We start from the raw sequence: 480 nt of genomic DNA, 5'->3' as shown, positions 1-480 counted from the left end.
GTGCAGGTGGGGGCGGATCGCGGCGTCGGCCGAGGGGACCGTCGCGGCGAGCGCCTGCTCGAACGACGCCTGCGCCGGCCCCGCGACACCCCGGTCCAGCAGCAGCATCCCGGCCCCGGCGTGGGTGTTGGCCTCCTGGACCGGGAGCCACGACCACGAGGACTGCGCCCCGTCCTCGCCCCGGATCCCCCACGCCATGAGCGCGATCGCCATCGCCGGGAGCACCTCGCCCTGGATCGCGATGGCCTCACAGCCGCCGGGGGTCGCGTCGGAGAGCTCGCCGAGACGGCCCATGGCCTCGGTGAGTCGTCCCGCCCACACGGCCTCGACGGAGCGCATCACCGCGGACTCTGCCGCGAGGAACCGCGGGGTGGCGGGCGGGGCGAGCGCAGTAGTCGGGGCCGTCGCGGGGAGCGCCTCGGCCCGGGCCTGCGCGGCGGGTCCGGCCCCCGACCGTCGGAGCAGCGCGATCCGGCCGGC

At 77.9% G+C, this 480-nt stretch carries 1 protein-coding gene; it reads right to left on the bottom strand.

From position 1 onward, the window contains the following. Positions 1-480, bottom strand: a 480-nt coding sequence (locus B4M60_RS00520) for a hypothetical protein (RefSeq protein WP_291079410.1), incomplete at both ends; no start/stop codon positions are given.

Origin of the sequence: Dietzia sp. UBA5065 (assembly GCA_002415925.1) — a bacterium.
Lineage (GTDB): Bacteria > Actinomycetota > Actinomycetes > Mycobacteriales > Mycobacteriaceae > Dietzia.
The sequence above is the reverse complement of the archived record's forward strand: the minus strand, read 5'-3'. Positions and strand labels throughout refer to the sequence as shown.